Genomic DNA, 26,181 nt, shown 5'->3' with positions numbered 1-26,181 from the left:
TCATCAAGCAGCTAAGCGGCTAAGTCTTTAAGCTTTATAAGCTCTTAACCCGTTAATCATTTAGGCCTTTAGATGTTGAACTACGCTTGTTTGTTTTTTAGGGTGGATTTCAACATTTGGAATAGCCACTGATTCAAAGGCGCGTCTTTCTGTGAACGACGGCAGCTCATCACATAACCCACATCGATCGTCAGCTTTTCGGGCAAATCAATACTACGACAGCCTTCTGGTACGCTGCCATTGAGGGTGATACCAAAATAGTCGGATTTGAACACAACATCGTGAATCATCGCAGGGTGGTCGACTTCCACTCTTGGGTTGACGTGAAATCCGATATTCCTAAGGCGATCAAGGATCGGGTATTTATTGTCATTCCATCCCGGGGTTTTAAATAGAATGATTGGATAGTTGGCGAGCGACTCAAAGTCTTTCGCTGGATGAGCCTCTCTCACGAAGAACACCACTTTTCCTTTGCCGAATTCCATTTGAGAAATTGATTGTGGCAAGGTTTCATCAAAGTAATGAACCGCTATGGATTCTTCGCCGTCGATGAGCCTGTTCCTCACATTGCTTCCCCACCGAACGAATGAGTAGTGAGCATGCGGGGCTTCTTTACTCAGAGCAAAGTAGAGCTTCGAGCCAAAGCGCTCCCAGAACAGTGTATTTGCGTAGATTTTGATATCACCTTGGTAAGTTTCTGGCGAAAATACTTGGTGTTTAATGGCTTCAACGCTGCTCAAGATCTGCTCAAAATTTTCGATGTTGGTTTCAATAAAAGTCGTGGGTTCAAACCCGTGTTTGGTTTGAATGAACAGTGGATCGTCGAGCTGCAACTTTAACTTCGAGAGGTTCTTGCTGATCGCCCCAGAGGTTTTGCCTAGCGACTCCGCAACCAGTCCAACATTGCGAAGTTCATACATACGCTTGATGACGAGGATATTTTGAATGTCTAGATTGATGTCCACAGGCTCTCCAAATGAATCCTTTTATAGGCAGTAATTTCGGTGCGGTATGCGTACAGAAATTATGTGACTCTAATATCATAGTGGTAGTACAAAACAGATAAGACAGAACAGCGTCAGAACTTCGCTAATCCCTTGATTTTCCATTTGGTAAATCTTGCTTTTCCTCGAATGGCTTGCACTCAAGCGCTAAAGTTACCTCAACAAAGAAACACAGATACCAAACGAACAAATAATTAAAAATAATATGAGGTGATGTATGAAAAAGTTAATCGCACTAGGCTTAATGGCTCTTTCAATGAATACTGCTTTTGCTGCCGACGGTACGTATACAGGGACTATCGACATGACAAGAAGCGAAGGTAATCAAGTAAAGGCTGAGCGTGTTGAATCTGACTTAACACTGGAAGGAAGAAATGAAGCGTCTAACGGCGGAATCCAATTCCAAAAGAACGTTGATCAAGACCAAACGATCCAGCTTACAGGTCGTCGTGACTAACGTTAAAGATGTGCTTACTATTGTCATGAGAAATGCTGCGCCCTTGGGTGCAGCATTTTTCGTTTTGGGATTTGGGGTATTTTATAAACTCTAGTGGTCTAGCCTTGGCATGGTGTGTAACGTGTGGCATTTTGTCTTTCTATTAACTTTAACTCGTGACTCGATGTGGTCTCAGAATGACACACAAGCAAACGAAGACTCGAAAGGACTAGGAATGAATCGAAAAGAAACGGGAATGATTCGTCATATTTTGCTGATTAAGTTTAAAGAAGAGGCTGAAGCTTCTGAAATAGAGAAACTGAAAGGACTGTTTGAAGCGATGCCCAGTAAGGTGGAAGGAGTAACTTCAGTCGAGTGGGGGCTAAACGACAGTCCTGAAAACAAGAACCAAGGTTATACCCATTCCGTTTTAATGACGTTCGCAGATGAAGCAGGGCGTCAAAACTATCTTCCGCACCCAGAGCATGATGCGCTGAAAGATGTGTTTCGTCCTTTGTTAGATGACATCATCGTGTTCGATTACTCCCTGTAATCAGCTTCTCAGTATGTCTCTTATGTTTTACTCACCTTCGATAATGAAGAGTTAGGGCTTATGTGACTAAGCCCTAACTAAATAAGAAACGGTTTACTCTGTCGGTGAAATCGTAACAGGGGTGAACGAAGCAACCGCATTACCGCCAGCACCCGGACGATCAACATAAGGGGTGTTTTGCATTAAGGTGTAATACACGTCCACGAAGTCATCATCATTCACTAATACGCCTTCAGGAATCACGTCGATAATCTTGCCTGTGATCTGAGGAATGATCGCATAACCCTGAACTTCAGGATCTGGAATCATCTTCAATATCTCTTCTGCGGCTTCAACTAGCAGTTTGGCTAACGCTTTATAATCGGTGCCGTCATCGTGCTCCATCAAAATCATATCGGCAGCACCCCAACGGTAGCGAGGCCAGAAGATTACCGTTTGATTTGGGTAGTAGGTTTGTTTGTCGTAATCCAGATAAGGCATCTCAACGAGGTCGATCTGTGGTTCTATACGGCTTGCATTAACCCCAGTGACAATAGCGTAGATTTCAGCTTTGCCAGAGATCCACGGTTCTCTATCAATGGCCAAACGAATCTTAGATAATTGGGTGGTGTTCAATTCTTCAGGTTCAGATTCTGAAATAGAGCGACGAACTTTGTTCATTAAAGGCTGTTGTTGAGACTTGTGGACGCTGATTTTATCACTGTTGGCATTGATTTGAGTTGCAGTACCCAGTTTGTTCATCTCAGTCTGCATCGCCATTAAGCCAGCTTTGAGTTCTTCTGCACCGTTACTATCAATGACAAATACAGGAACGTCTGGCGTTTGGTACACGTCTAGTTCGTGAACCTGCCCATACACATCATAGGCTTCAATGTATTGCCAGTTTGAATCATCGCCTGATGGTTCGAAGGCAAACAGCGGGCTCTCACCGTTCTTCCAAGCTTCAATCATCGCTTCATCAGCCATGCGAACCTCTAACACAGAGTCGCTGAAGTCGTTGATCCCTTTCATCTTGCGATAACCCAGATCCGCTTTCTGCATCCGGCTTGAAAATGCAGAGTAGGGCTGAGTAGAGCTCAATTTATCTACAGGCGCGGATAAGTTCTTTTCTGAGATCTGAGCCTTCAATGAAAGCTCAAGATCGGAATAACGCTCGCTGATTTGCAACGCCAGAGATTGCTTTTGCGCTGCGCTACTTTCTGCAATACCTAATGAATCAGTTGTCTCAATATTTTGCGCAAAAGACTGGAAGCCAACCACTGTCGTTGCAAGCACCATACTGATAGGAAAAGATGGTCTCATAAATAATCCTTATTTTAATTTTTATCATTAATAGAGCATTTGCCCTATAAGGATTAACCTATCAGCAACGTGAATGTGTTCAAAAGTTAGTCAGTTATTTTTGTTTCGTTGTGCAGCACAGGATCTCAACTTAAACTGTTTTTATAAAATAATACCTAAGCAACCTTGATATTTATAAATTAATAAACGTATCAGTAAATAACTTTCAATATTATTAGCTACTACGGTGTGTCATAAAAAAACCTACTCAAAGTGAGTTAATGCCGATCGTTTAAGAAGACTTGAACGATCTTGCAGTTAGCAGATAATCCCCATCAACAACGTTGATGGGGATTTTTTATGCTTGAACAAGAATTAGCAATGGCACACGAGACCATTGAAGATGCCGACAATTATGAATCTGTCGTCGACGCCATTCAGATTGAGTGGATAGAACAAGCTCTTCTTGAAACCAATAAAGCGAGCATAAGACGACGCCGACTTCCCGCTCAGCAAGCTGTCTGGTTAGTTATTTGGATGGGGCTGCAACGCAACATGTCTATCAAAGAGGTATGCAGTTCATTAGACATTGCACTTCAGCCTAAACCTGAAGATAGCTGGTCTCGTGTTGCGCCCAGTGTCCTAACTGATTCACGCCGACGTCTAGATGAGAGTCCGTTAGCGGCTCTGTTTCACACAACGGTAAAGGCTTGGAACGGAGATATCCTTCAACAAGATAAGGACTTAGAGCTTAATGTTCTTGCTGTCGATGGAACAACATTTAGGTGCCAAGATTCTCCAGAGAACGCTGAAGAATTTGGGTTCATCTCTAAAAAATTGAAACCTTACCCTCAACTTCGTTTAGTCGCTTTGATGTCAACAGAAACACGAATGATTATGGGTGCGGCTTTTGATGGCTGTCATGTCGGTGAAACGACCTTAGCTAAGCGTCTATTCAATGATATCCCCGCACATTCATTGACCTTATTTGATCGTTGTTATTTCTCGGCAGACCTTTTGTTGTCGTGGCAAGATAGTGCGGAAAATGCTCATTGGTTAATGCCTGCAAAACGTAAGCTACGCTATGAAGTGTTGGAGAAATATGCGGAGAACGACATGCTCATCTCAATGCCCATCTCTCCTCAAGCTCAACGGCAGAATCCGAATTTACCCGCACGTTGGGAAGCCAGATTAGTCCTATATCAAGAGCCAAAAGGTGAGATAAAAGGTTTTATTACTTCACTTACAGACCCTAGTAAATACTCGCTAGAAAGCCTGCTGCGTATTTATTGGCAACGCTGGGAGATAGAAGAAGGTTATGGTGAAATTAAACAGACTCAACTGCAAAGTCACGTCACTTTACGAAGTCGTTTTTCTGCCGGTGTGAAGCAAGAGCTTTGGGGCGTATTACTTGCCTATAACTTAGTGCGATTAGAGATGGTTAAGATAGCTTCAGAAGCCGGGGTTCGAGCGACTAGGGTCAGTTTTACCGCCGCAATTAACCTTATTGATGCGCAATTACGTTGGTTAGCTTTAAGTCCAGACGGAACTCTCCCTGTAAAACTGAAAAGGATGAGAGACAGTTTGAGTCACTTCATTCTTCCAGATAAAAGAAAGGACCGAACGTTTCCACGTTCGGTCCTCTTTGTCCCAGCCAAATATCCGTTCAGGTTCAAGCAATAATGCTTATCCGAACGGCATTAACTCAAAGTGAGTAGGTTTTTATTTCGCGGTTAACCGCTAGTTCTCGATTCACAACTTGTTTGAGAGGCTCGCTCCAACTCAATCTAAACGTAACGTTAGGCCAGAGTAGTTCGAGTATCCGCGCAGTAACACATGATAGGTCACACCCGACTGAGCGCTCACACTGCACTGCTCAATGTTTCCAGGACGGTAAGGGCGACAGTCGTAACTTGATGTTGTTGGCTTGCTTCCCGATTTCACATAAAGGTCGGCATCACCTGAACCACCAGACATTGAAACCGTCACGTTGGATGCAGAATCAACGGTGAACGTGTAGAAGCTCTCTGAAGATTGGTTTCCACTTAAGTTCGAAATCGGTGTGCCTTTCGTTAATACATTGCCAGTTGGAGGCGTGACACCACAACTTGCATTCACGCCGACGGTATTAAAAGCATCTTCAACATCGGCAACCACATAGCCCATGTCGGCTGCGGCTTTCGCTACGCCACACGCACCGGCATCAAAGGTACTGTTTGCCGTCCAATACAGTTGGTTTGCGACTGTGAATATTTCAAAGCCCTTACGTACATTCCAACCCGATTTGTTCGCTAAAAGGTAAAAGGCGCGGTTGTAAACACCGCTAGATAAGTGAACGTTCAAACCGTCGTAATATTGAGAGGCATGATCAATCGAGCGGCCATCTTTTGAAGGTTGATCAAAGTAACGCAAGCCACCTTCCGATTTGAAGATATCGCTACCGACCACCCAATCCACATTGCCACGCAAGTAGTATTCAGCCGCTTCGCCTGCAATGTCTGAGAAGGCTTCATTCATACCACCCGACATATTTCGGTACACAAGACCGGAGTTTTGCTCTGTGAAGCCGTGGCTGACTTCGTGAGCACTCACGTTGATATCGACCAATGGGTAAAAGGTGTTTTTGCCATCTCCAAAAGTCATTGATGTACCATTCCAGAAAGCATTTTCATAATCGGTGCTGTAATGAACTCGCATCGTCAGCTGGAAAGTTAAAGGCGATGTGTTCATCCACTCTTTGTACATATCAAACACGACATTACCAAAGTAGTGTGCATCGTTAAGAGGCGAGTAAGCCCCGTTGATGTATTTATGATCGGTGTAGTTAGTTCCGTCGGCACAGTTGTAGCTGTAGGCAGCGCTGCCAGAGGTTCCATGATTCAAGTTGACCGTCTTAACCGAATCGTTCTCTAACTTACACGTCGTGCCTGTTTTGTCGATGGGAAAGCTAGGGAAGTCACTGCCATATTCATATCGAGTGGTTTTGATATTACCACCTGGGCCAGTACCTAATGCTTTAGCGTGGTTTAGCCCATTCCATTTTTGGAGCACATCACCAGTCGTGGCATCAATAAAGTAGAAAGGGCGCTCTGGCATTGAGGACGCGATAAAGAAATCGACCAGATACACCACTTGCGCGGTTTGGTTCTCATCCAGTCTCACCATCAGTTTGGCATTTTTGTTTTCAATCGACTTTTTGCCAACGGTAAACGTGCGGTGAGCAGACAGTGCGGCTTCAATCGCTTGTTCCTGATTCAGTTTTGGTGCGATGCTGGATAGGTCACCGCTGATCCCTTGTGCCATTGAACCGAACACCTGAGTGGGTTGGTTCTTGGAAAGAGTGGCGACAACGGAGGTATCAAAGACGGGTAAGCCTAGGTGAGTTTGTTGATAGCGGACTTTGGTTTTTCCATTGGGTAATACCACCCGTTTTACTTCAGAAAAACCTAATTCTAGTGGGGCAACACTCTTCGACTGAGCGACGAGGCTTTGTTGTAGTAATGCATCATTATCGACTCTGACCATTTCTGCAGCGTGTGCATTAAAGCCAAAAGATGTACCTAGAATAGCTGCTATTTTCCAGCTTAGTTGACGTTGTTGGTTCATTTTTCGTTCCTGATTTTAATATAAACTCCTTCTTCCCAACGGCTTTATAGGAAGTCTATATGCAACACGATAATGCCATGTGTTGCGAATCAAGATTGGAAGAGCATTTGGATTTATGACAAGTTTATCAAGGAGATTTATTTTTAGAGTATGTAATTCAAAGTTTACAAAAGTTCTTATTAACCAAATTGTTTTTATAAAATTTAAGTTTGTTATTTATCGTAAACGTATGAGAGTAGTGGGTTTATTTGAACTCGATATTTTTTGTTTCATGCCTCAAATATCCTTATACAACGAGCTAGTTATCCAAATTTAAATAAATTACAAAATTGACAACAAAGGTTGTTTTAGGTTTTTGTTATGCTTTCTATCTATATGGAGGTTTTTAATGCGTACTGCTAGATATGTTATTTGGTTTTTTGTAAATAGCCTCTTATTGGGCAGGATGATGTTGAATTTTCGTAGTTAATCATAAATAAATTTATATAACCTCTTGTTATTTATAAGGTGGGTCAGGTAAGATTTACATGATAATTAACTGAATGAATCCTTATTCTAAAAGCAAATTTTCTGGTTGGTGACTATCTTTAGGGAACAATTTGTCAACCTAAAACATTCACTTACCGTATTGGGTTTTTAATTTAGGCTTGGTTATCATTTTGCAAAGTTTGGTATTCATATAGTTATGTTTAATGAAAATTAAAAGGGTCACAATGAGAAAGGTAATTTGCGTCTGTGTACTGTTCTTCTCGTCAATTATTTATGCTGGTGAGCAGCCCCTTACTGAAGAAAAGTACAATAATATTATTAAGCTCATGGAGATGACCGGCTCAATTGACCTTGGATTACAGATGTCTCAAACGATGACTAGTCAGTTGGTTGTAATCGTATCAAAAAATAACCCTGATATCCCCAAAGAAAAATTTGAAATAATTGAAAGAACTGTTAACTCTGTGGTTGAAGAGCAACTAAGAGGTAAAAATGGATTTTTCAAAATGATGACTCCCATTTATCACAAGTATTACACCAATCAAGAAATCGAAGAGCTTATTGCTTTCTATGAGACAGCACTGGGGAAAAAGAGCATAAAAATAATGCCTAACATTGTCCAAGAGAGCTTTAGCATAGGCTAAGCTTGGGGCAAGCGAGTAGCGCCTATTGCAATTAAAGAAGTGAAGAAGCAATTTGAAAAAGAAGGTTTTACTTTATTACTGTAATCAAGGTGTCAATTAAATTGATGCATGCCGTTTGGCATTTTTAGAACAGAGTTTGGTGTGTTTGATAACGTTAATTGTTTGCGCCATTTGGGTAAGATGTTCTGTTAACTGAGAAAGGATAATTAGAGATGATGGAATCCAATGTTTTTGAACGAAAGAATACCGGTGAAAAAGAAATAAACTCAAGGTTATATAACCTTACCATCGGAGCCGTTCTTTGTTGGGGTTTTTGGGTCAATTGGCTAATGGTATCGAGTATACCGGTTGAATCTATAACTGCGTTCAACCCTTGGATATTTTTTATAGGTTACTTTACAAGTTGCTTCTTCGGAATCTATCTGTTTAGCAAGTCATCAAACCCACTGGTTAGTTTTGTTGGTTACAATTTCGTAGTTGTCCCTTTTGGGCTTATTATAAATATGGTCGTATCTAACTACTCTCCATCTTTGGTTCTTGATGCTATTAAGGTGACAGGCTTAGTGACAGGTATCATGATGTTGCTCGGTACAATATTCCCTGTTTTTTTTCAGAGAATTTCTGGAGTGCTAGCGATTTCATTAATAGCAGTTATTGTCGTTGAACTTTTCCAGGTATTTGTGCTTGGTATCCATCAAGAGTGGTTGGATTGGGCGGTCGTCATCATATTCTGCGGGTACATAGGTTATGATTGGGGGCGTGCAAATCGAATACCCAAAACCTTAGATAATGCGGTTGATAGTGCAGCAGCTCTCTACATGGACATCATTAACTTATTCTTAAGAATTGTTCGTATTATGGGGCGGAAATAGATCTAAATAATGTGTCATACTACTTGATTTACAGTAAGTTACAATCTAATAAGACATTGTTTTTTGTGGGTTATTTATCATAAAAACAAGGGGGGGAAGTGAAGTATCCAATTTTGTGGGTGAAAATATGGAAAGAACTATCCAAAATCATGAATAAAAGTCTGTCTTTGACTTTTGTTTCATTGATTATTATTCGATTTTTTAAAAGTGATATGAGTGCAGAAGCAACTTTTGAATACATAACTATTGCTCAACTACCATTTTTCTTTCTTGGCATTTTCATGATTTCAGTAGTTTTGTCTCTTTTAGTTGCTCTTATTTATAGATTGTCAGGCGTTGAGGTTAAAGGTGGTTGTTTAATTGCTCCTAATATATGGATGATAAAAAGAAACATACCAATAAAATATATTGAACAGATCTATCTAGCAAAAAATGACGCTCTTCAATCTGTAGTGGTTGAAGCTGGCTCATATGGCAAAGTTTACATTTCACTCCATGTTGAAAGGCTGGGTGATCTTTTGGATTATTTAGAGGAACATACCGGTATAAGTTGAGTATAAGAGTGTGCCGTTTAGTTAGAATTTTCTATAACGATGTTTGATTTATGAGAACAAAGATAATCTCGAAATACTAGCGTATTGGACTAGCTTGCAAGTGTGGTGTTACTAAAAATAGTAAATAAATAATATACAGAAGGAAACGAAATGAAATGTCCGAAATGTAATTCAAATTTTGAACAGCTTCAGACTCCATTAGGTGATGTTGAAAGGTGTACTGAATGTAAAGGGTTGTGGATTGATGCCTATGAAGTTGAAGCGATGAAGCCTCTAGCGGATGTCATCGATTCTGGAGACGAAGAAGTGGGTAAAACGTTCAACGTGATTGATCGCATTAGTTGCCCAGTTTGTCCGAACAATAAAATGCTGCGGTTAGTTGATCCAAAGCAACCTCATATCTGGTTTGAGAGTTGCCCTACATGTAAAGGGCGTTTCTATGACGCAGGCGAATTTAAGGATTTAGCAACTTTAGACTTTTCAGATTTTCTAAAGAAGTTTAATTTAGTAGAACGTCTTTAGAGATCACTTAGTCGAACATTGATATACGATTCGTAACACGTGGTGACTTTTCCCTAGTAAAATTTAAGCTAGATAGTATCAGTGCTTTAATAACACATGATTTAATGAGAGCAAGAACATGAAACACACTCCAAGTTCTTTTGTGGAAATGAAAGGGAAACAACGTATTCCGATGTTGACCGCTTATACATTCCCAGTGGCTGCAAGTATCGAATCTGCTGGGATACCTATTATTCTCGTTGGTGACACTGTTGGCATGGTTGAAATGGGCTTTAGCAGTACGCGAGATGTGACCATTGAGCACATGGAATATCATGTAGGGGCAGTGCGTCGAGGTGCTCCAAATACTCACATTATTGGTGACCTCCCATACTTAACCGATCGTTCTCCTGAAGTAGCGTTATTTAATGCTAAAAGGTTGATGCAGGCAGGTGCCGACAGCATAAAGCTGGAAGGTGCAAAACTCGATGTGATTGCTCACCTTGTAGCAAACAATATCCCAGTTGTTGGCCACACGGGGTTAACTCCGCAAACGGCAACAAACTTCAAGAAAGTAGGGCAATCTGCTGAAGATGCTCAAACCGTTAGCGAGGAAGCAAAAGCGATTCAAGAGGCCGGTGCGTTTATGTTGGTGCTTGAGCACATACCTTCTTCACTTGGCGAATCGATTACTCAAGAGGTAAGCATTCCTACAATTGGGATTGGTGCGGGAGCCGATTGTGATGGGCAGGTGTTAGTTATCAATGATGCACTTGGACTTGGTAACCGATGGCCTCCGTTTTCAAAACAGTACGCCCATTGCAGCCAAACTATCTTTGACGCAGCAAATGAGTTTGCTACGGAAGTCAAAACGAACGTATTTCCGAACAACCTGAGCAAATAGGCCACTTAGATAATAGCTTTAGGTTGAATCGTAATGCATGGTATTTTTCCGTGCATTACGATAAGCATATGATGTGTATTTGGACGTTCGGTGTTGAGCTGTCTTGACTCTCTCATCAAACGTCAGTTTCACGGAGGAAACATGACAAGCGACCAACTATTGGAAAAGGCACTTTATAGCAGTGCCAGCATCCATCAACCTCATTCTTTAAAAGCTTATTTGGCTGCGAATTATCTAAATGGGTATTTCGCTAAATCAGGTAATGTGTGGCTTAAAACGAGTGTGTTGATAGATAAAACTGAGATTGAAGTTTTAGGCGAGTACTCTGCAACGCTGCAAGCGCCTAAGTTTACGGATTTTCGTATTCACAGGATATTGGATAACGGGGTATACCCAGCGGCGTATGCTGCTTTAACGCAGTGGCATGAAAACAAGGGCTTTCAAGACATCTTCGCGCATTACGTTTCGCAGGCTTCTCAAACAAGCGAATACCTTTCCCACAATGTGACTATTTTATTGGCGCTGAATCGTGTTTACCGTGAGTTAGAGCCGTCTCAAGTACCAGTATTCCTTAACCGCTTCACTGAATTTGTCACATCGACCCGTTCTGACGGCGACCGAAGCACTGACACAAGTGAAGTTGTAGATCTCGATAAGGTATTACAAGCATGCTTAAAACAGTTTGGTTTCTTTGGGCACAACCTAATTACGCTTGCGTGGATAATGCGTTGCAAGGAAGAGCTGTCGAAAGAGCAATATGACTCGATGCTTTCTAATCTTTATCGTCAGGCCAATAGCCCATTGGAAGACCCTGACGATGAGATTGATCAAGCTATCTTAGCGCAGTGTCAAAGCTCAGATAATTCAGATGAGCTCTATGACAATGTCCACCGATTGGTTTTTGGGTATACGTCGAATCTACATCAGATAACCCTAGCGGATGCATTGTGCTTTCTTCACGAACGATTCCCTGTACATGGAGCAGAGCTAACATGTGTCGCAGAGTATCAGTGTCGTTTGTTAGAACAGTGAGTTTAATTAGGACGTTGCATTTAACTTATGCAACGTTATCAGTCTAGTTAGCGCAGAAGTACAACTTACACGTTAATCAGATCTCAAATTGAAAAAAAGAGCTACTCGATAATGCAGCTATGCTCTTTACTTCTGAAAACCAGTCCGGTGTCAAATATGGCTCACATATTACGGGTCTCCCATGCAAAGGCGAACGTTTGCCTTTTGTTTCTCGGAATTTAATTACAACAGTAAGTGACATACAAACGTAGAGGTAGCGCACAGAATCGAAAAAGGGGATATCGCGATTACGGAATCATTGATCTAGCCGATAGTGAGATAGTGATAAGAGGTCGATAATTCGTTGTCGGACTAAATTAGAACTTTAAATCTAATTTCTAAGTAGTTGTTATCTCAGGAAGAGTTTTTGTGCTATGCGCCCCTATATTAAATACATTATCCCTATTTTAATTCCTTTCATTATCCTCGTAATGCCGCTATCAGCGTTTCCATTTGAAGGCCTTACGATTATTCAACAACGCGTTATCGCGATCTTTTTATTAGCGGCATTGTGCTGGGTGTTCGAGCCTATCCCGATCTACGCGACGTCTGTTGTTATTATCGTTCTGCAATTATTGATGTTGTCGGATAAAGGGCTGATCTTTTTAAGGTTTGAGCATGGGCAGGAACATTTTGGTGAGTTGTTAAAATACAGCGACATCATGGCGACATTCGCCAGTCCAATCATCATGCTGTTTTTAGGCGGTTTTTTCTTAGCGATGGCCGCCACTAAGTATCGATTAGACGTAAACTTAGCCCGTGTATTATTGAAGCCATTTGGACAAGACCCGAAGTTTGTGATGCTCGGCTTAATGTTGATCACTGGTATCTTTTCGATGTTTATGTCTAACACGGCAACAACGGCGATGATGCTATCTATTTTAACGCCGGTACTGGCTGTGTTTGGCCCGAAAGACCCCGGTCGTATAGCGTTTGCGCTTTGTATCCCTGTTGCCGCAAATATCGGCGGAATTGGTACCCCAATCGGTACCCCGCCGAACGCTATCGCACTTAAATATTTAGTTGGCGATAACCTCATTACGTTCGGTGAATGGATGGCATTTGGTGTGCCGTTTGTCGTTATTATGATGGCGTTAGCGTGGTTTTTAATCGGCTTTATGTACAAAGCTGACCAAAAGAAAATCGAGCTAAGCATCAAAGGTAAATTCCTTAAAACGCCCAAAGCCATTGCGGTATACGTCACTTTTGCGCTGACCATCATTCTTTGGTTAATGGGCTCAAGCCATGGCATGAACTCTTATACCGTCGCTCTTATTCCTGTCGCTGTGTTCTCACTCACAGGGATCATCAATAAAGAAGACCTGAAAAAGATTTCTTGGGACGTACTGTGGCTTGTATCAGGTGGTATTGCGCTTGGTTTAGCTCTCGATAAAACTGGCTTAGCAAGGCTCGTGGTACACAGCATTCCGTTTGATTCCTACTCACCCTATGTGGTGTTGTTCGGAGCGGCGTTCTTGTGTTTGGTAATGGCAAACTTTATGTCTCATACCGCAACGGCTAACTTGTTAATGCCAATTATGGCTGCATTAGGTTCGTCTATGGCTTCACTCACGCCACTAGGCGGTGAGTTAACGTTAATTCTGGTTGTGACTTTTGCCGCTTCATTAGGTATGTCACTGCCAATCAGTACGCCACCGAATGCGTTGGCTCATGCCACTGGTCATGTGCAAAGTAATCAAATGGCCAGAATCGGTATTATTTTGGGTGTGGTTGGTGTGCTACTGAGTTTTGTTATGGTGTGGGTGCTACATTCAATTGGTCACATAGGATAACGATACGTGTATCAACAAAAGCTAGAAGCACTTATCGATCGTTATTTTAATCAGACAGAGCGTCGGGTGACGTGCCGTGCCGGTAACACCATTATTGAACAATCAGCGTTAAACACTCGTTTATATTATGTGTTTAGTGGAGAACTGGAAGGGTTTTATTCCGAAGCGAATACACCGCAAGTGCGAGTATTTAGCGCGGGTAGTGGAGCTTTTATAGGCGTTCATAGCTTCTTTTCAGGTAATTGTACAGCATCTTCAACGGTTGTTGCTAAAACCGATGTTGAGTTAGCGTGGATCGATAAAGACACGCCTGCAGAAGATGAACGTAACTTTGGCCCTCTTACCGCACAGTTCACACCTGTGATCGTCAACGAGTTGTCGCGTCGTCAACGCCGTGCAACACAAGAAGCGATAGCGAAACAAAAAGCGCTAGAGAAGTTACATACTGCTGAGCAAATGACAACCTTGGGTCAATTGGCTGCAGGGATTGCCCATGAGCTTAACAACGCTATTGGTGTAGTTAATAGTAAATCTGGCCGACTTGAAACGGTCATCATGGATCTACTTGAAGAAGTGCATCCAGAAGCCAGTCAATTTTTCGATTTTGGGTTAATGCATGGTCAGAAAACGTCGTCGTCAGAAGCGCGAACACGTGGGCGACAATTTGAAAGAAAATATGGTTTAGACAAGAACATTGCTCGCTCTCTTGCAAAGGCGATTCCAATTGACACTTCATATGCAACAGACGTTATTTCAAAACATTGGCTGAAAAACCCAGAAGAAGCGATTCGCTTTTGGCAGATGGGCTGTGATTTACATGATTTACGTTTGGCATCTAGACACACCGTTGGCATCGTAAAATCGGTTAAACAACTTGGCAGAGTTGATATTGACACCGAAGAAGCGGTTGATATTAATGACTCCATTAACCATGCCTTATCGTTGTTACAAAGTGAGTTACGTAGAGTATCTGTGCGATTGAGCCCTGCAGATTTGCCGACTTTTAAAGGATCGAAAACAGAGCTCGTTCAGATTTGGGTCAACATTGTAAAGAATGCTTGTGATGCAATGTCGAATTCAGACGATGCTGCAATAGAAATTCAAACCAGATTAAGTAAGAAAAGAATATTAGTTACGATCACTAATAACGGCCCTGAGATAGACGAGGTGACTCGTAGAAAGGTATTTCAGCCCAACTTCACCACTAAAAAAGGTGGTTTATCGTTTGGATTGGGCTTGGGTCTATCAATAGTTAAGCGGATCGTGGCGGGTTATGGTGGAAGTATCATTGTGAAAAGTGATGCTTCTAAAACTGTATTTAGAATCAAGTTACCAATAGAGGGTGAACATGGAGAAGCTTAATTTAATCTGTGTCGATGACCAGAGAGAAGTACTGAGCGCAGTGGTACAAGATTTAGAGCCGCTGGCGAGTTGGCTGAATATTGAAGATTGTGAATCAGCGCAAGAAGTGCTTGATCTCATTGATGAACTTGACGCAGAAGGCGAACACATTACCGTCATCGTGTCTGATCATGTGATGCCAGGGAAAACGGGCGTGGAGTTACTCACTGAAGTGTTCCATGACAGCCGCTTTCCGAATACAAAGAAAATTCTTCTTACGGGGCAGGCCACTCACACCGATACCATCAATGCGATTAATGCAGCAGGTATCGACCGTTACTTTGAAAAGCCTTGGCAAGCAAGCACGTTAGTTGAATGCATTCGCACTCTTGTCACTGAGTACATATTTGATCAAGGGCTTGATTACACGGACTATCAGAATGAGCTCGACCAGCAAGTTGTGTTGAGACGCTTGCGTTAGTCTCTTATGTTAGCGACTTACGCTAGTCACTTATGTCAGTCGCTTGAAATTATATGCACCGAAGGAAGCTTTCTGAGGGATTTTTTCTTTGAGAGATGTAATCTTTCGGTACATATATTACCTATCTCTTTTAGTAGTTCAGGTTTTAGTACTCAGTTATTAACACACTGGTAGCAGGCTTCAGCTAAAATTCATGCGCTACGCCAACGCCAACGCCAACCAAAATTGAAGTTAATGCATAGTCTTTATACACCACATTAGTGCCGTTCCTGCCTCCAGGTAACGCCAGCGGATGCATTGTGTTTTCTTCACGAACGATTCCCTGAACATGCAGCAGAACTTCGTACGATGCCGATTTCTCTATATTCAACATTTGAATGCAATTTGTGGAATATATCAAAGTTAATTTAATTGATACTGAATTATTACTTTTCATTATGTTAGGGTTCTTTTCTTAAGGTCAGCTGATTAGGGAAGAGGCTCATGAAAAAGGGATTTTTGATAGCGATATCAATCGGTTTTGTTGTCTTCTTTCTCGTTGGTCGTGAACTTCAGTGGTTCGGGTCCAGTAATTCCGAGTCGTTTCCTAAACTTCCTGATAGTCCCCAATTTGTTCCTTCTACCGATTTCGACGGTGAGTGGCTAGGCCGTCGCATTAACATCACTGGCAATAATATGTGTGAACGCACAACCATCAACGGAACTATTCGTGAGGGTAAAGTTACCCTAAGGCTTACCTACAATGGAACACCTTTAGAGGGCTGGGTGACGGAAAGCGGCGACTTACGTTTATATGCCAAACATCGCCGATGGGATTATCGTTTTTCAGCACATGGAAGTAGCAATAGATTTGACGGCCGTTGGCACTTAACCAATGGCCCGTGCCAAGGAACTTGGTTTATAGAAAAGCTGGGTGATAGTTTTGGCGTTGATGAGTAAAGGACAATTTTCATGATATCCAACATTTGGTACTTTCGATGCGTACTTGCAGAAGGTGATTACTTTAGAGGCATTATCTCTTTTCGTTTTAAATTGGGGATGATCGGTGCTGATGAATAATGAAGTAATGAAAAAGCTAGGTTGGTTCATGGTTCGGCTGGTCATCGCGTACTTATCAATTGGAGTGTTGCTGGGCGTTGTCATACTTAACAACATTTATGCTCCACGCTTTTTCTCAATGGACTGGGACATTATGGCGTGGTTTGCCGTCTTGGTTACCGTACTAAGTTATGTACTATTTCGGATAAAGAGGACGACTAATATCGGCAAACTTATGTTTGCGAGTATTTTGGGAACAGTTGTTTTGTTTATGTATGCAAAGGAAAGTTATTGGATTGCCAATATTAACGTGCGCTCTTGGGCTCTGTTTCTTGGTGTATTGTATGTGTTCATGCTTTTATATTTCTTGTTTCCCCACCGATGGTTAAAGCCGTTTCTGTTCTTATCTCCTGTTGCTGCTGGCTCATGGATCTTATTTTGGATAGGTTATACCCCGATTAATGTCACCTTGAGCATCATGGAAGTGCAAGGGACAATTCCAGACGAAAAATATCACAAGGCAATGGCTATTCTGCCCGAGGTTTATAGCACTTGTCTGATATCGGCATTGCTTTGGACTTCACAGGTACTAGGTGTTTACTCCTTGGCGTACTGGGGACACAACCCACGGGTGAGTTACCAAAATGCGGTGCGATTGTTAAAGCGATGGTGAATACGTCAAGTTCGCTGATCTTGATTTTGTCTTGTGGGTTTCAGTCTACTTTGGTTTATCTCTTGTTTATGAGAAGGGCAAAGACATTCTGACTAAAATGAGTAAAGTTAAGAGTCCATCGAGTAATTTGCCCCCACATTAAGCTGTCATAATGTAATCTGCATATTGTTGGTGATATGAGTCAAGAGTTGAAAGCGGTTTGAAGAAGGGATAGCTATGAATGGAAAAATTGTTCGCTGGGTTGATGAGAGAGGTTTTGGCTTCATCAATTCAGATGAATTAGAGGGAGATGTTTTTGTTCATATATCGAAGTTTACGGACGGTTATCGTCGTCCTCAAGTTGGGGATGAAGTTGAATTTCAATTATCGAATAGTGGCTCTAAACTCAGCGCTTTGAGTGCTAAACTAGTTGGTATAGAAACATCCAAATCTAACCCTCTTTCAATTATTTTGTCTGCACTTTTCGTCGGGCTTATTGGCGCAGGCTTGTATCTTTTGGTATTGGAGCCTAAGTTAAATCCTGCATATGAGAACATGGGATTTAGTTGCCAAGGTAAAACGCATTGTAGTGAGATGCTATCTTGCGATGAAGCAAAGTTTTATTTGGCAAACTGTCCCAATGTGAAAATAGATGGTGATCGTGATGGTATTCCTTGCGAGAGTCAGTTCTGCAGTCACTATTGATGCCTGTTTACTAGTCATTCAAAATAGACAATTAAAAGGACATTACATGGAAATCAGAGTAGGGACATTACCTGATATTGCAGGCATCACCGATATCTTCAACTTCTATATTGAACATACCAATGCGCGCTTTGAAGAAGAGAAGTTGTCGTTGGAAAATCGTCAGCAGTGGTTTTCTCAATTTTCGAGCCAAAGCAAATATCAACTGTATGTTGCGACAGAAGGTGATGCGTTATTAGGCTTCGCGTGTTCTCAGCAATACCGGGTTATGTCGGCATTTGAAGATACCGCAGAGGTCACTATTTATCTTGCGGCAGAAGCTCAAGGTAAAGGTTTAGGCTCCAAGCTTTATTCTCAGCTATTTGCATCGATTAGTGATTATGGTGTTCACCGCGTACTCTCAGGTGTTGCTTTACCTAATGAGGCTTCAATAGCACTTCATAAACGTTTTGGATTTCGAGAAGTCGGAGTGTTCAATGAATATGCGAAGAAAAACGGTCAATACATCAGTTCAATGTGGTTAGAGAAGGCGTTAAACAAGGAACCAGATTGATTAGGATGGTTCAAACACGATGCAATACTCTTGGTACTTAAATTACGTATTGCTCAATGTTTGATTTAGAAACAAAGGACACAATATGGAAGTAAGGTTGGTCAAAGGTTCCGATCCTAAGTTCGCTGAATCGATCACCAAAACGAATATGGCGAGTTACTATCAAGCTCGCGGAATCGCTTGGGGTCATAGTCAGTTTTTACGTAGCTGGAATGAACTGGATAACTATGAAATTTATGTAGGGGATAGCCGTATTGGTGTTATCCGCTTCAGTTACACCAGTGATACAACGTTTCTTCGGGACTTGCAGGTATTAGCTGACTATCAAGGTAGAGGCTTTGGCTCTAAGTGTCTCGATTTAGCTATTGAACATGCGAACAATCAATCATCGGCTCAGTTAGTGTTGCGCGTGTTCAGTGAGAATCCCGCGATTAAGCTTTATCAATCAAAAGGTTTTACTAAGTTGTCTGAAGTGAAGGGGCTTGTTGAAATGGAGCTGCTTTTAGGAACATCATTGAGAGGGTGTCATGGATAACCGTATCCGATTAAATTTTGTTAAATATACACTGCTTGAGTTCGTACTTGCTGCGTTCTTATTAGTGTCTATTTATTGGCTATTTGGTGATAACCCTCAATCACTACCTACTATTGGGTTGATGTTCAGTGCTGTTGCGGTATTAAAAGTCGTCACGTTATGGTGGCAGTTCCGCAATCGCTCTTTTGAAATATCGAACAACCATGTTTGTTTCGATGGTCACGCTTGCGATATCAAGTTACAGGGAAATATTCTTCCTTTTGGGATCGGGTCAGTTATCAAGCTTTCCTACACAAAAGGTGCGATGCAAAAACGCAATATTTACCTTCCGAAAGGAGCCATGAACCAAGATGAATGGCAGCGTGTATTAGCTTGTCGTGCATAGTTTGGCTGTTTTAAGTGGTGTTGTGTCCCAGTCCGTATTTCGTATTTCGTATTTGGTTGGTGTGCTAGTATCGCCTTTTTTGCATTGAGCTAATCTATGACTAACGATCATTTCAAAGGCAAATATGAGGTTGAGCTGAAGTACCGACTTAGCTCTAAGTCTGAGTTCTTGAAAACGTTGAACCTAATTGCTCATGAAGTAATGCTGCAAGACAATCAAGAATGTGATTGGTATTTCGATAGCCCTGATAGAAGCTTACAAGCTCAGAACAAAAGCTTGTGTATTCGCACTATGGAGCCGTCGGGCATCAAACTATGGATCGTAAAAGGCCCTGAGTCTGATCGATGTGAAGCGACAAACATCACCAATGCGTCGAATGCTAAGAGTATGCTAAAGAACCTGGGGTACGAAGTAATTCTTAAAGCGCAGAAAACTCGCAGTATTTACTTTGTTGGAGAGTTCCATATCACGGTCGATTCTCTTGCGGGTATCGGCGATTTTGCTGAGTTTGCTATCATGACGGACGATGAATCTAAGTTGTCTGTGTATAAAAGTGAGCTTGAGTTGTTAGCCAATAAATTCGGGTTGACTGAATCGGAACTGCAAACTCAGTCTTACAAACAGATGTTCGAAGAAATGAACGCATAGTACAGCGCTTAAGCGTAAGGGAGAGTTATGGACACCATTATCAAACAAGCCATCGAGTTGCGAAAAGAAGAAAAGTATCAAGAGTCGCGTGACTTGTTGGCAGCGCTACTCACTGATGAAAACTATGCGGCGAAAGCTCATTTGCAGATTGCGTGGTCTTACGACAACCAAGGCAAAGAGCAACAGGCGATTGATCACTATGTGCAGTCTCTGTCTGGCGTGCTTTCTTCAGTAGAGCGTTTTGATGCACTGTTCGGCTTGGCGAGTACTTATCGAAGCCTTGGCCTTTATGCAGAGGCTTTAGGCTATTTCGAACAGACTATGGCTGAGTATCCTGACTCGATAGAAGTGAAACCTTTCTACGCAATGTGTTTGTACAATTTAGGTCGCCATAAAGAGGCGACATCGCTGTTACTTGAGCTTTTAGTTTCCACGACGAATAGCGAAGCGATCAAAGAGTACCAACGAGCGATCTCTTTATATGCTCAAGACTTAGATAAAACCTGGTAACAGCCGCGTATAAAGCTCATCTGTTTGCTTAAACACGATGAGCTTAGCCTTGTGTTGCCTTCTTAGGACGAAACTTTCTGCCGTCCATGATATTCAAAGACATCAGTGTTAGGTTGGTCGCGCCTGCTATCAGTTCTAAAACCTGAACGCCATAAAACACTGAGTCGAACTCTCCTAAACTTGCCCACTGATTTAAAAAGTAAGCGGCCGGAATCAAAATAACGATCCCGTTGAACGCGATAATTGGCATGCGTTTACTCTTACGCTCAACTATTTTCCCTTTACGTTGTTTTGCCATAGCTGCACCGGTCGCACCAGTGATCGCAATGGCTGGGACAAGAATAAACAAGCCCGGAAAAACGATCATCGACTTGACTAGCTTCACTGATTCCAAAGTACCAAACAGTTCTACAAGCAATGTGCTGGTAAAGAATGTCGCGACACACAGTGTTGCTGTTAATGCCGCTGTTTTGTGGATTATTGGTTTCATATCATTTGCGCCTTTAATTTGGTAACATGTTGTCAATTTGGTTTAAGTCTAATTTAATGACAGCATGTTGTCAAAGTGAGTGTTATGGATACGAATGGAGAAGTTTTCACAAAGATCGCACTAGAGATCTTTAAGGTCAGTGGTCTATTGAATGCTGAGGGTGACAAATTAACCGAAGAGTTAGGGTTAAGCAGTGCCAGATGGAAGGTGATGGGTGCGATCGAGAAGTCCGATGATCTGGTCACCGTTTCTCAAATTGCTCGTATTATGGGGCAAAGCAGACAAGCGACTCAGCGTGTTACCGACATCATGGTGAAAGATGGCCTGCTAACTTGGCTTGATAACCCGAATCACAAAAAAGCAAAGTTGGTTAACATGACTGAAAAGGGCAAGGAAGCGTATTCGCTATTAGATAAAAAACAGGAAGTATGGGCTGAAAGTGGCGCTGAAAGCATTGAAAGAGACGAGCTTGATAAGGCGCTAATCACTTTGAAGAAGATGGCTACCTTCTTAGATAAATAGATAAATAGATAAATAGATAAATAGAGAGTGGAAGTTGAGAAGAGTACGGAAACCTAAGCATCGATATGATACTTAGGCTTCAGGGGATAACTTTTGTTCTTTAGGAAAGCGTTACGCTGAAAGCTCTTTACGAACGATCTCTGCGCCAGCACTGAGCGCATTAAGCTTCGCTGAGGCAATTTCGCGAGGCAGGGGAGCCATGCCACAGTTGGTGCAAGGGTAGAGCTTATCGGCATCAACGTACTTAAGTGTTTCTCGTAGAGTGTTAGCCACTTCTTCTGGTGTTTCAATGGAATCGGTAGCCACATCGATTGCACCGACCATCACTTTCTTACCTCGTACCAGTTCAAGTAGCTCAAGAGGTACATGAGAGTTGTGACACTCTAAAGAGATGATATCGATATTCGATTGCTGCAGCTTAGGAAACACTTCTTCGTATTGGCGCCACTCGGTGCCTAACGTTTTTTTCCAATCCGTATTCGCTTTAATGCCGTAGCCATAACAAATATGCACTGCTGTTTCGCACTTAAGCCCTTCAATGGCTCTTTCTAAGCACGCGATGCCCCAATCATTCACTTCATCAAAAAACACGTTAAACGCAGGTTCATCGAACTGAATAATATCAACGCCTGCAGCCTCTAACTCTTTCGCTTCTTCGTTGAGGATCTTCGCAAATTCCCACGCCAGTTTTTCACGGCTTTGGTAATGCGCATCGTAAAGTGTATCTATCATCGTCATAGGCCCCGGCAGAGCCCATTTAATCGGTTGATCAGTTTGTTGACGTAAGAATTTCGCATCTTCTACAAATACGGATTTTTGGCGAGAAACAGGGCCAACCACTGTAGGCACACTTGCATCGTAACGGTCGCGGATTTTAACGGTTTCACGCTTTTCAAAATCAACGCCATTCAGATGTTCAATGAAGGTCGTTACAAAATGCTGACGTGTTTGCTCACCGTCACTCACAATATCAATGCCTGCTTGCTGCTGCTCGTGCAGAGAGACACGCAGCGCATCTTGTTTGCCATCTGTGAGTTCAGCGCCTTGAAGTTTCCATGGCGACCAAAGCGTCTCTGGTTGTGCAAGCCAAGACGGTTTCGGCAAGCTGCCCGCTGTTGAAGTCGGTAATAGTGTTTTCATAATAATACTGCCTATCCTTGGGTGGTTTGAGAGCGCAATAGACGATTAAAGTGCGTAATTTGCCGACCAGTTCTCTAGAACTGATTGGTATGGCTTAATGAACTTCTCTTCTGCGAATTTACCTTGTTCAACAGCTAGCTGGCTTCGTTCTTCACGGTCGTACACGATTTGAGTTAGCGAGTGATCCAAGTTTTTCAAGTTTGGTTGGTAACAGTTGCCCGCAACCGCGTTCGCGTTGTAAATCTCAGGTCGGTAGATTTTCTGGAACGTACCCATGGTGCTGATGGTGCTGATAAGCTCTAGGTTAGAGTAATCGTTCAGCAGATCACCAAAGAAATAGAAGGCCAAAGGTGCAACACTGTTTGGCGGCATGAAATAACGAACCTGTAAGCCCATCTTCTTAAAATATTGCTCAGTTAAAGAAGACTCATTCGGTTGGTATTCAAAACCTAATACTGGGTGTTGGTTTTCAGTGCGGTAATAGGTTTTATTATCTGACACGCTTAAGCAAATAACAGGTGGCTTATTAAAGTTCTTTTTGTAAGCGTCAGAGTTAACGAAATATTTAAATAGCTTGCCGTGTAAATCACCAAAATCTTCTGGAATGCTGAATTTATCTTGGCCTTTATTATGATCCAATAGACGTACGCTAAAGTCATAATCTCGAACATAAGAAGAGAAGTTATTTCCGATAATACCTTCAATACGCTCGTTCGTTTTTCGGTCCAGGATATTGGTTTTCAGTACTTCAATTGAAGGGAATGCTTCGCCGTTGCTTTCAATATCCATATCAACAGAAATGATTTCAAGCTCAACAGAGTAACGGTCGCCCTTAGGATTGTCCCAGTGTGCTAACGCGTTGAAACTGTTATCGATCATTTGTAGCGCATTACGCAAGTTCGCTTGGCGGCTGTCACCGCGAGCCAGGTTAGCAAAGTTGGTTGTGATACGCGTGCTGTCTGCAGGCTGGTAGTTTTCGTCGAGGCTAATGCTCTTAATCGTAAAATTAAATTCTTTATTCATGCTGATTTGGTATCCCAATTTGTTTTCTGATTCTCTCGGTCTTTAGTATTAAAACGGCTTTTATTTTTTGCTTGTGACCGGATTAAGAATCGAAGGCTATGCTGTCTGACATTAATGCTTAGCAGAATTAATGTCGTATAAAGTTAATCGCTTAAAGTTTTTATACGTTGATAGGTTCACCATTAACAATGGTATTACTTCACATTGAACATGAGGAATATTCATGATCTATTCTGTTTGAATATTTAAGCCGGTGTCAGTTATATTAATTAGCTTGATGGAAATATAACCACATTAATAGTGTGTTATTTAAGACGATTAATTTAATTAAGAGATGGATGAAATGAGTGAATTGCTGTTGTTGATTTTATACTGTGCATTATTAGGCAGTGGTGTTGGTTTTCTTGCCGGGCTTTTGGGGATTGGCGGAGGGCTGATCATTGTTCCGGTTCTAAGCAGCATTTTACTTCACTTAGAGATCCTACCTGCGGATCAAGTGGTTGTTGCGGCTATCGCTACTTCGTTGGCATCGATACTGTTCACCTCAACTTCTTCTGCACTTGCTCACCACAAGAATGGAAACGTGCCTTGGGATCTGGCGCCTTGGATCATGCTCGGTGTTGCTCTGGGTGCACTGGTTAGTGGCTTTATGGCGGCTCTGTTGCCGGAAAAAGTCGTTCGTATTGTGTTTGCCGTGAGTGTGATTCTTATTGCGATCAAGATGTTCTTAAGCAGTAAAAATGATGCACCTAAGGAACGAAAACTGCCAAACAAGGGCGTGCTAACGGTGCTGACAACCATTACGGGTGGCTTGTCTGCCATGATAGGCATTGGTGGTGGTGCATTGCTGGTTCCGCTATTAACGTTCTTCTCTGTCGATATGAAAAAGGCCATAGGCTGTGCCTCAGCTTGTGGCATTGTCATCGCGTTGTTTGGCTCGATAGGTTACATCAGTTCAGGCAGCAGCCACTTTGCTCTATCAGACGGCTTTGCTGGCTTTGTTTATCTGCCTGCGCTGCTGGGTATTGTGTGCACGTCTTGGTTTACGGCTCCTTTAGGCGCAAAAGCCACCAATCATTTACCGGTTCCAACGATTAAGAAAATCTTCTCAGTACTGCTGGTGGTTATTGCTGCAAGCATGGTTGCTCGTTAATTGAAGATCGTTCAAGTGTGAATATATAGAACAAAAACGAATAAATTGATCAACCACCAATAATTAGAAAAGGGCAGTTTCATAACTGCTCTTTTTTTGTTTATCGGTCTATGCTTATACAGCTATGTACATGAGTATATTGATAAAACCGTTTAGTTATGAACAGTTCACCGCTATAGCTAAATGTATCTTGTTTGATTCAACGGAATGCTATCAATGAGTGGTTTATGGATCCTTTAACGCAGGGCGTGTTAGGCGCTTCTTTGTCACAATCGGCCAGCAAAAAACAACATTTGGTTGTTGCTGGGGTATTAGGGCTGCTCTCCGGGTTGGCACCAGATTTGGATGCACTGATTAAGTCTCAAAGTGACCCTTTGTTGGCTTTGGAGTTTCATCGACAATTTACCCATTCACTCTTCTTTATTCCCATTGGCAGTTTGATCTGTGCTTTAGTTCTACACCACCTGATTGCAAAAAGGCGTGGGCTTTCTTTCAAACAAAGTTGGCTGTTTTGTGCTCTGGGTTATGGCACTCATGCACTGTTAGACGCTTGTACCACTTATGGCACGCAGCTACTTTGGCCTTTCATCAACGCACGTTTTGCTTGGAATACCATATCAATCATCGATCCTGTTTATACGCTGCCCATCTTAGTGTTGCTTGTGTTTGCTACGTTGAAACGAGCACCTTGGCTAGCGCGTGTTGCGTTTGCTTGGGCGTTAATTTATCCAACATTAGGGATGATTCAGCGAGACAGGGCAGAGGCGGTTGGCTGGCAATTAGCGGAAGAAAGACAACACACGCCGATCCGATTAGAGGCAAAACCAAGCTTCGCTAATATCTTGGTGTGGAAAGTGGTGTACGAAACAGAGGCTCAATATTATGTAGACGCAGTGCGGGTTGGCACATCGGTAAATGTATATCCCGGAGAGTCGATTACGAAACTGAATGTTGGCAGGGGTTTGCCTTGGCTCGATCCTGATTCTCAACAAGCCAAAGACATTGAACGTTTCCGCTGGTTTTCAAATGGTTATATTGCTCAGGACCCAACAGACGAGCTACGTATTATCGATGTCCGATATTCAATTGTACCGAATCAAATGAAAGCACTATGGAGCATCAAGCTATCAAAAACTGTTGATGCAAACATGCATGTAAGATACGAAACTCATAGAGACAACACACCTGAGTCGAGACAGATCTTCTTCGGTATGCTTACTGGCGATAAATGAGCTAGTTTTAAACAGTAAAAAGGCTGAGTCAGATAATCTGCTCAGCCTTTTTTATTCGTCTATTA

The 26,181-nt window shown here is 42.2% G+C and carries 29 protein-coding genes and 1 pseudogene; 23 read left to right on the top strand and 7 right to left on the bottom strand.

The features are described from left to right. Positions 1-80: 80 nt before the first annotated feature. Complete coding sequence (locus OCU90_RS10165; protein ID WP_061021503.1) at positions 81-965, bottom strand: LysR family transcriptional regulator; 885 nt, start codon at positions 963-965, stop codon at positions 81-83. A 256-nt stretch (positions 966-1,221) separates the two neighbouring features. On the opposite strand from OCU90_RS10165, the gene OCU90_RS10160 reads away from it, so the two are divergent. Both OCU90_RS10160 and OCU90_RS10155 read left to right on the top strand, forming a co-directional pair. Continuing rightward, positions 1,222-1,461 carry a hypothetical protein gene (locus OCU90_RS10160; protein WP_017081013.1) on the top strand — a complete coding sequence of 80 codons (240 nt, stop codon included), beginning with the start codon at positions 1,222-1,224 and terminating at the stop codon, positions 1,459-1,461. A 214-nt stretch (positions 1,462-1,675) separates the two neighbouring features. Beyond that, positions 1,676-1,993 (top strand): Dabb family protein, encoded by a 318-nt coding sequence (locus tag OCU90_RS10155; protein WP_170961312.1) that lies wholly within the window; start codon positions 1,676-1,678, stop codon positions 1,991-1,993. 93 nt (positions 1,994-2,086) lie between these two features. On the opposite strand, the gene OCU90_RS10150 is transcribed toward OCU90_RS10155, so the two are convergent. After that, positions 2,087-3,295: a DUF3103 domain-containing protein gene (locus OCU90_RS10150; protein ID WP_061021502.1), complete on the bottom strand. Its 1,209-nt coding sequence runs from the start codon at positions 3,293-3,295 to the stop codon at positions 2,087-2,089. A gap of 339 nt (positions 3,296-3,634) precedes the next feature. On the opposite strand from OCU90_RS10150, the gene OCU90_RS10145 reads away from it, so the two are divergent. Continuing rightward, positions 3,635-4,957: an IS4-like element ISVbsp1 family transposase gene (locus OCU90_RS10145; protein WP_243578926.1), complete on the top strand. Its 1,323-nt coding sequence runs from the start codon at positions 3,635-3,637 to the stop codon at positions 4,955-4,957. Between the two features lie 99 nt (positions 4,958-5,056). On the opposite strand, the gene OCU90_RS10140 is transcribed toward OCU90_RS10145, so the two are convergent. Continuing rightward, entirely contained in the window at positions 5,057-6,880 is a 1,824-nt protein-coding gene (locus tag OCU90_RS10140) for a M4 family metallopeptidase (RefSeq protein ID WP_061025836.1), read from the bottom strand. Positions 6,881-7,572: 692 nt separating this feature from the next. On the opposite strand from OCU90_RS10140, the pseudogene OCU90_RS10135 reads away from it, so the two are divergent. From OCU90_RS10135 to OCU90_RS10095, 9 genes and pseudogenes are all read left to right on the top strand, one after another. Next, a pseudogene (locus tag OCU90_RS10135) lies at positions 7,573-8,097 on the top strand (DUF2059 domain-containing protein). 128 nt (positions 8,098-8,225) lie between these two features. Further along, entirely contained in the window at positions 8,226-8,885 is a 660-nt protein-coding gene (locus tag OCU90_RS10130) for a Bax inhibitor-1 family protein (RefSeq protein WP_017104461.1), read from the top strand. Between the two features lie 98 nt (positions 8,886-8,983). Continuing rightward, the gene (locus tag OCU90_RS10125; protein ID WP_061025834.1) at positions 8,984-9,439 is read left to right on the top strand and encodes a hypothetical protein; all 456 of its coding nucleotides are present in this window, start codon (positions 8,984-8,986) and stop codon (positions 9,437-9,439) included. A gap of 150 nt (positions 9,440-9,589) precedes the next feature. After that, on the top strand, positions 9,590-9,961 hold the full coding sequence (locus OCU90_RS10120) for a TFIIB-type zinc ribbon-containing protein (protein ID WP_008223757.1): 372 nt from the start codon (positions 9,590-9,592) through the stop codon (positions 9,959-9,961). A 118-nt stretch (positions 9,962-10,079) separates the two neighbouring features. Then, entirely contained in the window at positions 10,080-10,844 is a 765-nt protein-coding gene (gene panB, locus OCU90_RS10115; RefSeq protein WP_017104924.1) for a 3-methyl-2-oxobutanoate hydroxymethyltransferase, read from the top strand. Between the two features lie 141 nt (positions 10,845-10,985). Beyond that, complete coding sequence (locus OCU90_RS10110) at positions 10,986-11,876, top strand: hypothetical protein (RefSeq protein WP_061025832.1); 891 nt, start codon at positions 10,986-10,988, stop codon at positions 11,874-11,876. A 413-nt stretch (positions 11,877-12,289) separates the two neighbouring features. Next, a complete protein-coding gene (locus OCU90_RS10105; RefSeq protein ID WP_017063646.1) occupies positions 12,290-13,708 on the top strand; it encodes an SLC13 family permease in 1,419 nt (472 codons plus the stop codon). A gap of 6 nt (positions 13,709-13,714) precedes the next feature. Continuing rightward, positions 13,715-15,070 (top strand): ATP-binding protein, encoded by a 1,356-nt coding sequence (locus tag OCU90_RS10100; RefSeq protein ID WP_061025830.1) that lies wholly within the window; start codon positions 13,715-13,717, stop codon positions 15,068-15,070. Beyond that, a complete protein-coding gene (locus OCU90_RS10095) occupies positions 15,057-15,530 on the top strand; it encodes a response regulator (protein ID WP_017062404.1) in 474 nt (157 codons plus the stop codon). The genes OCU90_RS10100 and OCU90_RS10095 overlap by 14 nt, the downstream gene beginning before the upstream one ends. A 184-nt stretch (positions 15,531-15,714) precedes the next feature. On the opposite strand, the gene OCU90_RS10090 is transcribed toward OCU90_RS10095, so the two are convergent. After that, positions 15,715-15,966, bottom strand: coding sequence for a hypothetical protein (locus OCU90_RS10090; RefSeq protein WP_061025828.1), 252 nt, complete (start codon positions 15,964-15,966; stop codon positions 15,715-15,717). 47 nt (positions 15,967-16,013) lie between these two features. On the opposite strand from OCU90_RS10090, the gene OCU90_RS10085 reads away from it, so the two are divergent. The 8 genes from OCU90_RS10085 (at position 16,014) to OCU90_RS10050 (ending at position 20,556) form a co-directional block, all read left to right on the top strand. Further along, positions 16,014-16,469: a hypothetical protein gene (locus tag OCU90_RS10085; RefSeq protein WP_061025827.1), complete on the top strand. Its 456-nt coding sequence runs from the start codon at positions 16,014-16,016 to the stop codon at positions 16,467-16,469. 112 nt (positions 16,470-16,581) lie between these two features. Then, on the top strand, positions 16,582-17,241 hold the full coding sequence (locus OCU90_RS10080) for a hypothetical protein (protein ID WP_240513422.1): 660 nt from the start codon (positions 16,582-16,584) through the stop codon (positions 17,239-17,241). A 216-nt stretch (positions 17,242-17,457) separates the two neighbouring features. Then, on the top strand, positions 17,458-17,925 hold the full coding sequence (locus OCU90_RS10075; RefSeq protein ID WP_061025825.1) for a cold shock domain-containing protein: 468 nt from the start codon (positions 17,458-17,460) through the stop codon (positions 17,923-17,925). A 46-nt stretch (positions 17,926-17,971) separates the two neighbouring features. Then, complete coding sequence (locus OCU90_RS10070) at positions 17,972-18,478, top strand: GNAT family N-acetyltransferase (RefSeq protein ID WP_061025823.1); 507 nt, start codon at positions 17,972-17,974, stop codon at positions 18,476-18,478. Between the two features lie 85 nt (positions 18,479-18,563). Beyond that, positions 18,564-19,013 carry a GNAT family N-acetyltransferase gene (locus tag OCU90_RS10065; RefSeq protein WP_061025821.1) on the top strand — a complete coding sequence of 150 codons (450 nt, stop codon included), beginning with the start codon at positions 18,564-18,566 and terminating at the stop codon, positions 19,011-19,013. Further along, a complete protein-coding gene (locus OCU90_RS10060; protein ID WP_061025820.1) occupies positions 19,006-19,398 on the top strand; it encodes a hypothetical protein in 393 nt (130 codons plus the stop codon). Before OCU90_RS10065 ends, OCU90_RS10060 begins: the two co-directional genes overlap by 8 nt. 96 nt (positions 19,399-19,494) lie before the next feature. Next, on the top strand, positions 19,495-20,046 hold the full coding sequence (cyaB, locus tag OCU90_RS10055; RefSeq protein ID WP_061025818.1) for a class IV adenylate cyclase: 552 nt from the start codon (positions 19,495-19,497) through the stop codon (positions 20,044-20,046). A 27-nt stretch (positions 20,047-20,073) separates the two neighbouring features. Continuing rightward, positions 20,074-20,556 carry a tetratricopeptide repeat protein gene (locus OCU90_RS10050; RefSeq protein ID WP_061025817.1) on the top strand — a complete coding sequence of 161 codons (483 nt, stop codon included), beginning with the start codon at positions 20,074-20,076 and terminating at the stop codon, positions 20,554-20,556. A gap of 43 nt (positions 20,557-20,599) precedes the next feature. Here the strand turns inward: OCU90_RS10050 and OCU90_RS10045 are convergent, their stop codons facing one another. Next, positions 20,600-21,046 (bottom strand): hypothetical protein, encoded by a 447-nt coding sequence (locus tag OCU90_RS10045; protein ID WP_017087842.1) that lies wholly within the window; start codon positions 21,044-21,046, stop codon positions 20,600-20,602. An 84-nt stretch (positions 21,047-21,130) separates the two neighbouring features. On the opposite strand from OCU90_RS10045, the gene OCU90_RS10040 reads away from it, so the two are divergent. Next, positions 21,131-21,568 carry a MarR family winged helix-turn-helix transcriptional regulator gene (locus OCU90_RS10040; RefSeq protein WP_017077136.1) on the top strand — a complete coding sequence of 146 codons (438 nt, stop codon included), beginning with the start codon at positions 21,131-21,133 and terminating at the stop codon, positions 21,566-21,568. Between the two features lie 111 nt (positions 21,569-21,679). Here the strand turns inward: OCU90_RS10040 and OCU90_RS10035 are convergent, their stop codons facing one another. Together OCU90_RS10035 and OCU90_RS10030 are read right to left on the bottom strand one after the other, a co-directional pair. Further along, on the bottom strand, positions 21,680-22,708 hold the full coding sequence (locus OCU90_RS10035) for a methionine synthase (protein ID WP_017081032.1): 1,029 nt from the start codon (positions 22,706-22,708) through the stop codon (positions 21,680-21,682). 45 nt (positions 22,709-22,753) lie between these two features. Further along, entirely contained in the window at positions 22,754-23,731 is a 978-nt protein-coding gene (locus tag OCU90_RS10030; protein ID WP_029222390.1) for a DUF1852 domain-containing protein, read from the bottom strand. A gap of 343 nt (positions 23,732-24,074) precedes the next feature. Here OCU90_RS10030 and OCU90_RS10025 point away from each other — a divergent pair, with 343 nt between their 5' ends. Beyond that, positions 24,075-24,884 carry a sulfite exporter TauE/SafE family protein gene (locus tag OCU90_RS10025; RefSeq protein WP_029222349.1) on the top strand — a complete coding sequence of 270 codons (810 nt, stop codon included), beginning with the start codon at positions 24,075-24,077 and terminating at the stop codon, positions 24,882-24,884. A 227-nt stretch (positions 24,885-25,111) separates the two neighbouring features. Then, the gene (locus OCU90_RS10020; RefSeq protein ID WP_061025815.1) at positions 25,112-26,116 is read left to right on the top strand and encodes a metal-dependent hydrolase; all 1,005 of its coding nucleotides are present in this window, start codon (positions 25,112-25,114) and stop codon (positions 26,114-26,116) included. Positions 26,117-26,181 lie beyond the last annotated feature (65 nt).

It is taken from the genome of Vibrio splendidus, from assembly GCF_024347615.1.
Taxonomy (GTDB): Bacteria; Pseudomonadota; Gammaproteobacteria; order Enterobacterales; family Vibrionaceae; genus Vibrio; species Vibrio splendidus.
The sequence above is the reverse complement of the archived record's forward strand: the minus strand, read 5'-3'. Positions and strand labels throughout refer to the sequence as shown.

Excerpts from the sequence above, each read along its gene's own strand:
- OCU90_RS10060 (WP_061025820.1), top strand. The coding sequence starts at position 19,006 with ATGGATAACCGTATCCGATTAAATTTTGTTAAATATACACTGCTTGAG.
- OCU90_RS10090 (WP_061025828.1), bottom strand. The coding sequence starts at position 15,966 with ATGAAAAGTAATAATTCAGTATCAATTAAATTAACTTTGATATATTCC.
- cyaB (WP_061025818.1), top strand. The coding sequence starts at position 19,495 with ATGACTAACGATCATTTCAAAGGCAAATATGAGGTTGAGCTGAAGTAC.
- OCU90_RS10095 (WP_017062404.1), top strand. The coding sequence starts at position 15,057 with ATGGAGAAGCTTAATTTAATCTGTGTCGATGACCAGAGAGAAGTACTG.
- OCU90_RS10030 (WP_029222390.1), bottom strand. The coding sequence starts at position 23,731 with ATGAATAAAGAATTTAATTTTACGATTAAGAGCATTAGCCTCGACGAA.
- OCU90_RS10085 (WP_061025827.1), top strand. The coding sequence starts at position 16,014 with ATGAAAAAGGGATTTTTGATAGCGATATCAATCGGTTTTGTTGTCTTC.
- OCU90_RS10020 (WP_061025815.1), top strand. The coding sequence starts at position 25,112 with ATGGATCCTTTAACGCAGGGCGTGTTAGGCGCTTCTTTGTCACAATCG.
- OCU90_RS10025 (WP_029222349.1), top strand. The coding sequence starts at position 24,075 with ATGAGTGAATTGCTGTTGTTGATTTTATACTGTGCATTATTAGGCAGT.
- OCU90_RS10050 (WP_061025817.1), top strand. The coding sequence starts at position 20,074 with ATGGACACCATTATCAAACAAGCCATCGAGTTGCGAAAAGAAGAAAAG.
- OCU90_RS10075 (WP_061025825.1), top strand. The coding sequence starts at position 17,458 with ATGAATGGAAAAATTGTTCGCTGGGTTGATGAGAGAGGTTTTGGCTTC.
- OCU90_RS10040 (WP_017077136.1), top strand. The coding sequence starts at position 21,131 with ATGGATACGAATGGAGAAGTTTTCACAAAGATCGCACTAGAGATCTTT.
- OCU90_RS10130 (WP_017104461.1), top strand. The coding sequence starts at position 8,226 with ATGATGGAATCCAATGTTTTTGAACGAAAGAATACCGGTGAAAAAGAA.
- OCU90_RS10045 (WP_017087842.1), bottom strand. The coding sequence starts at position 21,046 with ATGAAACCAATAATCCACAAAACAGCGGCATTAACAGCAACACTGTGT.
- OCU90_RS10070 (WP_061025823.1), top strand. The coding sequence starts at position 17,972 with ATGGAAATCAGAGTAGGGACATTACCTGATATTGCAGGCATCACCGAT.
- OCU90_RS10105 (WP_017063646.1), top strand. The coding sequence starts at position 12,290 with ATGCGCCCCTATATTAAATACATTATCCCTATTTTAATTCCTTTCATT.
- OCU90_RS10110 (WP_061025832.1), top strand. The coding sequence starts at position 10,986 with ATGACAAGCGACCAACTATTGGAAAAGGCACTTTATAGCAGTGCCAGC.
- panB (WP_017104924.1), top strand. The coding sequence starts at position 10,080 with ATGAAACACACTCCAAGTTCTTTTGTGGAAATGAAAGGGAAACAACGT.
- OCU90_RS10140 (WP_061025836.1), bottom strand. The coding sequence starts at position 6,880 with ATGAACCAACAACGTCAACTAAGCTGGAAAATAGCAGCTATTCTAGGT.
- OCU90_RS10155 (WP_170961312.1), top strand. The coding sequence starts at position 1,676 with ATGAATCGAAAAGAAACGGGAATGATTCGTCATATTTTGCTGATTAAG.
- OCU90_RS10120 (WP_008223757.1), top strand. The coding sequence starts at position 9,590 with ATGAAATGTCCGAAATGTAATTCAAATTTTGAACAGCTTCAGACTCCA.
- OCU90_RS10145 (WP_243578926.1), top strand. The coding sequence starts at position 3,635 with ATGCTTGAACAAGAATTAGCAATGGCACACGAGACCATTGAAGATGCC.
- OCU90_RS10160 (WP_017081013.1), top strand. The coding sequence starts at position 1,222 with ATGAAAAAGTTAATCGCACTAGGCTTAATGGCTCTTTCAATGAATACT.
- OCU90_RS10150 (WP_061021502.1), bottom strand. The coding sequence starts at position 3,295 with ATGAGACCATCTTTTCCTATCAGTATGGTGCTTGCAACGACAGTGGTT.
- OCU90_RS10080 (WP_240513422.1), top strand. The coding sequence starts at position 16,582 with ATGAATAATGAAGTAATGAAAAAGCTAGGTTGGTTCATGGTTCGGCTG.
- OCU90_RS10065 (WP_061025821.1), top strand. The coding sequence starts at position 18,564 with ATGGAAGTAAGGTTGGTCAAAGGTTCCGATCCTAAGTTCGCTGAATCG.
- OCU90_RS10035 (WP_017081032.1), bottom strand. The coding sequence starts at position 22,708 with ATGAAAACACTATTACCGACTTCAACAGCGGGCAGCTTGCCGAAACCG.